The following is an 8,371-nucleotide window of genomic DNA, read 5'->3' on the forward strand; positions in this document are numbered from 1 at the left end:
TGTTAGTTTGCCTGAGCCTGTTCTAATTGCTGTTGTGCTAATTCATCAACAAAACGTCTATTAAATAAGTATAAAGCGATACATGTTACTGCGCCTAGTAGGGCAATGATGGCCCACATTAAAGCGGGGTTATCAAGTTTTACAGTAATTGAATCATATAGCCAACCAGACAATAATCCACCGAATAAGTTACCTAGTGCCATCGAAACAAAATAATAGCCCATGAACATTGCTGCCTTATCTGCTGGTGCAAAAGAGGCTACATATTCTTGGCTTTTTGGTGATGCTGTCATTTCGCCGACAGCAAAAATAATGACGGAAGTCGCCACTAATAAACCACCAAAGATAAAGGTATGACCGATACCGTTAATTAACATTGAAAATGAAAGAATAGCAGTACCTGCAATTAAGGTTGGCAATGGTTTGAATTTATCGATGAATCGGCTGATCAATACTTGAAAGAGTATGATCATTAAAAAGTCTAAGCTTAAAATGGTTGCGGGGTTCATTTGACGATAATCGTTAGCCCATTGTTCAGCTAATTCTTTACTTATGGCTTGTGTTGCCTCAACTGTATGGCTTTGCTGTGCAAGTTGGGTGAAGCTATCAATTAAAACTTGTTTTGGCACACGCACATCTAATGAAGATAATGTATTGGTGATTTCTTTAATTGCTGCTTGGCTTTGTAATAAATCGACAGAGTTAAATTGCGCAGCAAGGCGTGAAATCTCGCTGGTTAGTGTATCAATATTTATAGCAGTAAACACATCATGTAACCAAGGGCTGACAGCATGAAGTCCACGAACTAAATCAGAGGTGTCTACATAGTCTCGAATAAAGACCGGTAGTGTTATAAATATTTGTAAATATACGGTCCAAAAGCCTGTCATAATTAATAAGTAAGTCATGAAAGGCTTGTTGCCTATACGCATTTTTTGCAAGTACCATTTGCTTTGTTCTTCTTTGGTATTGGCTTTTGATACGGCAATGTCCCAAACAACAGCAATAATGATTAACGCTGCGGCAATGGCAACAGTAACTTTTCCATCAGAAATAAAGCCAGCATAGTCAGAAACTAGTAAAATAAGCAGTGGTACAACGGCAAGTGCCAAACGGCCATTACCTAATACTTGCTGCATTTCTTTAAATACTTGTTTGAGTGATTTGTTATCAGCATGACGCTCTGGTTCTTTATAGAAAAACAGTGCAGGAATAAAGTTAACTGAAATCCAAATACAAGCGAAAATGAAAACCCATTCCCAACCATAATTTTTTTGCACAATAGGAGCCAATACAGGACCTAAGAAGCCACCAATATTAACCATCATATAGAAAATACCAAAACCTAAACCACGATTGGTTTCATCGGTGGTTCGGCTTATGGTTGCTGTTACAACTGGCTTGAAAATACCTGCACCTAAAGCGACAAGCATGAAAACACTCATAAAGCTGGCTAAATCTGTTACATAACCTAATAAATAATAACTAGGTGCCATTAAAGTAAATGACAGTAAAAACATTTTTTTATAGCCAAAACGATCAGCTAAGGCACCAGAAATAACAGGAAATAAATATAAGAAAAACGGAACAACCCCCATAATAAGGCCGCGTTCGTTATTACCTAAACCTAAACCACCTTGAGTTGTCGGAGTCATTATATAGCTTGCAAGTAGGGTGTACATGCCATACCAAGCTAATCGCTCGAATATTTCCATGGTGTTGGCGACATAAAAGGCGCTTTGAAACGGGCTGCGTTGTATTTGACTCATATTATAATTATCACACAATTGAAAAGAAGAAATATTGTATACAATTATTGCGTCTTTACAAGAAAATTATACCTTCACAATACAAAATTACTGTGTGCAATTATTTTAAATAAGCAATAACTGCTTAAGTACTTAATTTACAGGGTTAAGTAGCAGAATTGCTGAAAGGAGTCAGAAAGCTTCTCCAAAACGAGATGCTCAAAATACAGTTAATGCGTACATTTAACCTATTAGAGTTAAAATTTTAATTTACCCGTTAAGATATCTTTAAACATGACCCAATCTCCCATCAAACTATAAAGGGGGTAGGTGAAGGTAGCAGGTTTATTCTTTTCAAAAATAAAGTGTCCGAGCCAAGCAAAACCGTAGCCTATTACGGGCATCAACCATAGTAAGGCATAGGAGTATGTAAATAGAGCATACGCGGCTAATAATATGATGAGAAAAGAGCCAATAAAATGCAAGCGTCTACAAGTAAGGTTTTGATGTTGGCTTAAGTAAAAAGGGTAAAACTCTGAAAAGCTTTGGTATTGTTTACTCATTGAACCCACCAGAATACTGTTTGTAAGTTGTTAAATTAGTTATTAATTTAGTTATTAATTTAGTTATTGAATTAAATATTGAACTTGACTTAATTGGCTACCATCATGGTTTAAGAAACAACGATATGGTTTTGAGCCTTGATAAGCGCCGTAAGCATCTTTGGCATTTAAGTCGAGGATAAGCACTTGTCGAGCTCCACTGGTATCAGATATCCAAATGGTTTTAGATTTATCTATGCGAATAGAGCTTGGATCTTTGAAGTTTGAGCTGTGATGATTGATACAAGCTTTCATGACATTCTCTTTTTCTTCTTGGCTAATACTGCCACCAGATGAGTTATCAACTTCCACAGTGTTATATTGGTCGTCACATGGAGTTTGACTAAATGTGGTTACCCCATCAACAGTACATTGATAAACAGAGCTAGCGTAAGCTGATAGTGGAGATAGTAATAACAAAAGAATAGCTTTATCCATGGTGACTCAAACATTATACAAAAACTTTAAGGTTATAGTGTAAACATGACCGGCGAGGAATCCAACTTTATTCTCAATTAAAAAGGAGAGATAATTATTTTTTGTATTGCAGTAAAGCGACCACACATAAATGTGAAAGATTTGTGATCGCCGCCTTGAATTAGAGAAAATATGTTATATAAGTTTACTTGGACATCGAATAAATGCATTAAGTTAGAAAGTTTTTTCTAGTTAACACCTTAAATATTGATTAGAGCAAATAGGCGTTGACAGAAAGTAATTTAGTTAAAAGATTGGCTGACAAAATCCTTACATAAATTTACAACAGTTAGAGCGCTAATAACCTATACACTTAAAGTTAATTATTCGCCATCAACTTCCATATCAGTGCTTTTATTTCTATAGCCAGGTTTAGCTAATATTTCGAGGTAAAAGCTTTTTAATTCTGCTTGTTCTGCTTTATCAATGCATTTATTTAATGTTGATACGTGAACGGTTTCAGCTTCATTTTCTTCATTACCGTATTTACAATCAAAATCCCAAAAGTCTACGCCCTCAGGCAGTTGTTTATTACGTTCCCTTTTTAGGTACTTTTTAACTTCATGCTTTATTGCATCGACAAGTCGTGGGGTTTTTATTTTTTCATGGGTTAATGAAAATGTTTTTTTCATGGAAATACCTTAAAGGGATTAATAGGGTGTAACTAACAATAAATTATGCCGAGAGTCTAACACACCTTGAGCAAGTTATTTGCTTTGATATGACTTTACTCTATCAAATATAAATAAAAAGATAGGTGGTTGCTATCTCCTGACATACTCGAGGAGTGGGTTGACCTAAATCGCCACCAAGGTTGCTTTGTTATATCTTTCATGATGCTTTCCCAAGCGTTTTGCTCTAATTGAGTAACTAACAATTCGCATCGATTAATTTTACAAGTGACATCATGGAGTCTGATATAGCTGGCATTTAAATGCGTTTGAATAAAGTCGGATAATGCTGTTTGCATGTTATAGCCCCAATTCAAATCAGCTTCTTCTTGATGAAATTGGTATATATCATCACGTTGCTTGCCGCGAAACTGACGTCTAAACTTTTCAAATCCATCTGATTTTAAAGCTACCATTTGTGCGTCGGTAATTTCACTTTCATCTATAGACTCAATTTCGTGTGTTAACGTATTTATATGATTACTTTGTTTCTGATACTGCCTTTTTAATCGATCATTAGCCTTTTTTAGTGAAATAATCTGTTTTTCCAGTTCATTTACTTTTGATGAACTGGTGTGTGATTTGTTTTTAGGTTTATTTAAGCCTAATTCAGTTGAAGGTTGCTGCGGGGAAGTTTGTATATGCTCAACTTTTTTAGTAATAGTTTTCTTAACTTGCTCTTGCTGACTTGCTTGTTGTTCAATAGATGACTCATCAGTTAAATGATGAACTAAATTTGATGAAAAATAACCAGCAATAGCTCCTAGGGTAAAATAGAGTAGTGTTTTATTCATGCAATAAAATTCCTTTGTTGTTGCTGATATTATTTTTGTTATTAATATAACAAAGATTATGATTTACAAAAGGCTAATGTTTTAGCAATGCTAATTGTTTAGATAAAACGTTGAACAAAAATAGCTCGCTACTCTTTACAAAAAGGAAGTTAGCTAGCTTCTTTTTTCAGGCTTATATACTTTTAAATTTTTATTTTATCTTGTGTATTCTGCACGCCAATAATGCTTTTAACAGTGTTTTGCAATGAGGGAATAACTTGAGAATCAAACCATGGGTTTTTCTTAAGCCAAATGTTATTTCTTGGGCTAGGATGAGGCAATACGATATGAGAGGGCAAAATAAGCCCTGTAGCGTTTAAGTTTTGCTTAACTAACTCCGTTACCGAAATGGACTTTTGTAAATGCCAAGCAATCGCATATTTACCTAATATTATTGTTAATTCAATATGCTTTAAACTAGACATCACTTCATTGCGCCATGTTTTTGCGCAAAGTGGAAGAGGGGGTAAATCGCCAGATTTTCCTTTGCCCGGATAACAAAAACTCATAGGTATAATGGCAAATAATTTATCGTTGTAAAACTCGTCTCTCTTGACACCTAACCAATTTCTAAGCCTTTCACCACTTTTATCATCAAAAGGAATACCTTGGGGGTGTGTTTTGATTCCGGGGGCTTGGCCGGCAATTAATATCTTACTTTCTGAACTAAATTGTAAGATAGGTTTGGCGCCAAGTGGCAGTTGATTTGCGCATAACTGACACTGTTGAATTTGAGAGAATAAATTGTTCATATTGGCATTACTGTATCTCTGAAAAGATTGCGCTGTGAAGTAAGGAAAAGAGTCTTGTTGAAACCAGTGTAGCAAAAGTCCTTCTATGAAAGAAAGTGCTATAATTACCAATAATGTTGAGTCAATAAATGGAGGGCGTATGGTTTCCTCAATCAGTAATTCATCAGGGCAAAATGCTGTTGCAGATATTTTAAAGCAGCAGAATAAACAAGTTGAAGAACAACGGACAAAAGCCAGTGATGAACAAAGGCGTCAAGAGCAGTTAAAAGCTGAGCAAGCAGCCAAAGCAGAGCAAACTAAGCAAGCTATTGATGAATCGCGCGGTAATAATATAAACATAAGTGTTTAGGTAATTACTTTTAGTTCTTTCAATATATGAGGAGGCATTCATTAAAATAGGGGGAGCGTCAGCCTCTTGCTTGATTGCCTTGCTAGGGCTATTTATTCTGGCGAAGAGTGATTAATAATTGCTTAACCTCTTCTCGACCTAACCAACCACGCCAAAATGCAGCTATAGCAATAGCAAAGGCGATAACAAACATTAACCATTCTTTATGGGCAAGGTGCGTTCCAATAGCACCGAGCATAAGTGTTGATAGGCAAAGAGAAGTGAATGAAGATAATCGAGGTATAAGCAATCCTAAAGCGCCCAAAACCTCAACTATGCCAGTAAAATACATAAATCCAATGGGATAGCCCCATCGCGCAAACGCTTCCATTTCAAATGAAAGCGATAATAACTTAGCAGCGCCTGAAGCGAAGAAAATCAATGCGAGAATATAGCTCAAAATACGGGGGTTCATCTATAGTCCTAACACCACAATAAGAAGTTTTAATAGTTGGCTAAAATACGCGAGTGACGAATGAAAGCCAACTGTTATTTGTTCTGCTTTAACATTGGTTAGATTGAAGAAACATTAAAAATTGTAATTAACACCAATATTAGCACTTTTCCAACTAGAAGAACCCAAAGTACTTACAACTAAATCAGGTAGAATTTGATAATCTAAAAATATTGAAAATTTTTCTGATATTTTATAGTTGATACCAAGCCCATAGGTAAAACCATTATCAGAATGTGTTTCAGTATCCTTTAATTTTACCTGGGTAATCGTCCTATCTCCATCTACAACAGAACGAAAGCTTTTAGTATTTAGGTTGTAAGAGCTGTTTGTAATACCTGCCAATGCATAAACACTAAAGTCATTGTTTATAGGGTACAATCCTTTTATAAATATAGAAGCTTGATTATCAATTTCTTGCTTGTAAACATGTTCAATATTTTCCTCTCCACATGCGCATACTGAAGAATATTCAGATGTTCCTATATTCAACCTAGTTTCTAAAGAAAAGTATTGGTGGAATTGGTAACCAAAAGTAACTCCCGCAGTATCAAGGTTAACATCAGACGATGATGTGATTTTTTGATTACTGTATTGTACACCTATATAAAAGCCACTGTTATTCTGGGCTTGAGACGTCATAGACAGAAGCAACAAGAAGGGAGCAAGTAAAACCAAAGGTAATATGTTTTTCATTTGAAATCCTTTAAATTATTATTTGTCCATTTTTAAATACAATTCATATTTGGGCGTGGATGTAAGTTCATCTTATTGAACTGCAATATATATTATAAAGCTGAACAGCTGCTGAACACTTTTTAAATATAACGCTATTTAAGAGGGGGGGAACTTAACGGACCTGCTTTAACGACTGGTTAGATTTTTCCATTACCACATTTTATCTGTTCTTCGCCTAAGTGGTAAGTATTGTTAACCAGTACATAAGTTCCAGAAATTATTGCAGTAGTTGGTACTAATATAGGCGACAAAACATAATCCCAAACAGAGTAATATGAATTTGTTTCTTTAGCAACATCAACTATTTTTAGTGTTTTCATGTCTGTTGATAGTTCACATCTATTAACGTGACTTTCGTCTTTCACAGGAATAGCAACACAACTAAATAAACATAATAAAGTGAAAAGGGAAGGTAATAATTTTTGCATAATACATCCATTATTGTCATCAATATTAAATATAATCTAACTATAGAAGGTGTCCACTAAAATGGGGAACTTCAGTCCTGCTTGATTGGCATGTTCTGTTCACTTTTAAACTTCTCTAGAATACTCATCGAGGGCGTTGGTTTTGTTACCCAAACGTCATTTTCCATAACTTGAAAAGTTTCATTAAAGCCACCTTGTGATTCAAAGTAATCTATAACTTCCGAGTAGAAATTTTCAATTAGCTCTAACTCTCTTTTACTAGTTGGTGGTAAGCGAACAGTTTCAACAATAAGTACCTTAGTTGTAACTTGGCTACGCAGAAAATCTTTAGCCTTTTCAGTTTCATCTTGTTCCAATAACTTTAAAGCCCATAGCATAAAACGACCGTTATCGATGTGTTCTTTAGTGTATGTATTAGCTAAAGATGCGTAATTTAAATAGAAAGCAGAAACAAAACCACTAAAGAAAACTAATAAAGTAAATGTACCACCTATCACCCATGCAATAATTTTAGATTTCATCGATACTCTCCTTGTGAACATAACGCCCTCGTTAATGGGCAAAAGATTGTTGGCTAAAATGTGAGGAACGAAACACAGCCAACTGTATTTGTCCTGATTTAACAGCTTGATATACGCACTTTATATAGCTGAAAACATACTTTCAATTTGATTGGTATAAACCATGTTTGTATGGTGCTTTCGGTTTTTTAACGAGCTTAGAAGTTCAATTGTTTCATTTACATTGCTTGTTAACCGTATACCATAACCACCCTTTTCATTTTCTAATATCTTAATTACAACACTCAATACTGGATCGTCTTTATATGTACTTAAACTAATAAATTTTTTAATGATGTTTTTATTAGCTAAGTAATCAATTGTTTCATAGGAAAAGGTAAGGCGGTCTTTTTTAGAGGTTAAAGAATTAAAAAATTCACGATAACTTTTTTGAATTTTACGGGCGTGATCTCGTGTTAATCCACCTTGGGAGATTTGATAATCATGTGATAAGTAGAATCTACAGCTTTGGTTTGGTATTTGCTCTACCTTTGCAACACATTCACTGAAATCAAATTTAGAATCAAAATAAACTCTCGAATACGAGCTAAACGAAAACGTCGTTAAAATTAAAAGGTATAGAATACGAGAATTCATTTTACCACCTCCAGTGTAGCTAGTTGCTGTGCGTATAACGAATGATATGGACTCCCCACTCGGCATCTATCGCTAGCGAATGTGCCATAGTGAAGTTGATAAGAAGCTTCAATTGAGGAGAGT

The 8,371-nt window shown here is 35.0% G+C and carries 12 protein-coding genes; 1 reads left to right on the forward strand and 11 read right to left on the reverse strand.

The window, feature by feature from the left end; genetic code table 11:
* Positions 1–2: 2 nt before the first annotated feature.
* From EPA86_RS13130 to EPA86_RS13155, 6 genes are all read right to left on the reverse strand, one after another.
* Positions 3–1,769, reverse strand: a complete 1,767-nt coding sequence (locus tag EPA86_RS13130; protein ID WP_140604314.1) for an MFS transporter — start codon at positions 1,767–1,769, stop codon at positions 3–5.
* A gap of 236 nt (positions 1,770–2,005) precedes the next feature.
* Positions 2,006–2,311 (reverse strand): Mpo1-like protein, encoded by a 306-nt coding sequence (locus tag EPA86_RS13135; RefSeq protein ID WP_140604316.1) that lies wholly within the window; start codon positions 2,309–2,311, stop codon positions 2,006–2,008.
* Positions 2,312–2,374: 63 nt separating this feature from the next.
* A complete protein-coding gene (locus tag EPA86_RS13140) occupies positions 2,375–2,788 on the reverse strand; it encodes a DUF4124 domain-containing protein (protein ID WP_140604318.1) in 414 nt (137 codons plus the stop codon).
* A gap of 362 nt (positions 2,789–3,150) precedes the next feature.
* A complete protein-coding gene (locus EPA86_RS13145; protein ID WP_140604320.1) occupies positions 3,151–3,459 on the reverse strand; it encodes a DUF6172 family protein in 309 nt (102 codons plus the stop codon).
* Positions 3,460–3,554: 95 nt separating this feature from the next.
* Entirely contained in the window at positions 3,555–4,292 is a 738-nt protein-coding gene (locus EPA86_RS13150) for a hypothetical protein (RefSeq protein WP_140604322.1), read from the reverse strand.
* Positions 4,293–4,474: 182 nt separating this feature from the next.
* Positions 4,475–5,083, reverse strand: a complete 609-nt coding sequence (locus tag EPA86_RS13155; protein ID WP_140604324.1) for a uracil-DNA glycosylase family protein — start codon at positions 5,081–5,083, stop codon at positions 4,475–4,477.
* An 85-nt stretch (positions 5,084–5,168) separates the two neighbouring features.
* Between EPA86_RS13155 and EPA86_RS13160 the strand changes: the two genes are divergently transcribed.
* Positions 5,169–5,432 carry a hypothetical protein gene (locus EPA86_RS13160; RefSeq protein ID WP_140604326.1) on the forward strand — a complete coding sequence of 88 codons (264 nt, stop codon included), beginning with the start codon at positions 5,169–5,171 and terminating at the stop codon, positions 5,430–5,432.
* 88 nt (positions 5,433–5,520) lie between these two features.
* On the opposite strand, the gene EPA86_RS13165 is transcribed toward EPA86_RS13160, so the two are convergent.
* From EPA86_RS13165 to EPA86_RS13185, 5 genes are all read right to left on the reverse strand, one after another.
* A complete protein-coding gene (locus tag EPA86_RS13165) occupies positions 5,521–5,886 on the reverse strand; it encodes a DoxX family protein (RefSeq protein WP_140604328.1) in 366 nt (121 codons plus the stop codon).
* A gap of 114 nt (positions 5,887–6,000) precedes the next feature.
* Positions 6,001–6,621: a porin family protein gene (locus tag EPA86_RS13170; protein WP_140604330.1), complete on the reverse strand. Its 621-nt coding sequence runs from the start codon at positions 6,619–6,621 to the stop codon at positions 6,001–6,003.
* Positions 6,622–6,800: 179 nt separating this feature from the next.
* On the reverse strand, positions 6,801–7,091 hold the full coding sequence (locus EPA86_RS13175; RefSeq protein ID WP_140604332.1) for a hypothetical protein: 291 nt from the start codon (positions 7,089–7,091) through the stop codon (positions 6,801–6,803).
* A gap of 71 nt (positions 7,092–7,162) precedes the next feature.
* On the reverse strand, positions 7,163–7,612 hold the full coding sequence (locus tag EPA86_RS13180; protein ID WP_140604334.1) for a hypothetical protein: 450 nt from the start codon (positions 7,610–7,612) through the stop codon (positions 7,163–7,165).
* A 120-nt stretch (positions 7,613–7,732) separates the two neighbouring features.
* Positions 7,733–8,248 (reverse strand): hypothetical protein, encoded by a 516-nt coding sequence (locus EPA86_RS13185; RefSeq protein WP_140604336.1) that lies wholly within the window; start codon positions 8,246–8,248, stop codon positions 7,733–7,735.
* Positions 8,249–8,371 lie beyond the last annotated feature (123 nt).

Source organism: Litorilituus lipolyticus (assembly GCF_006439335.1).
In the GTDB taxonomy this organism is placed as follows: Bacteria; Pseudomonadota; Gammaproteobacteria; order Enterobacterales; family Alteromonadaceae; genus Colwellia; species Colwellia lipolytica.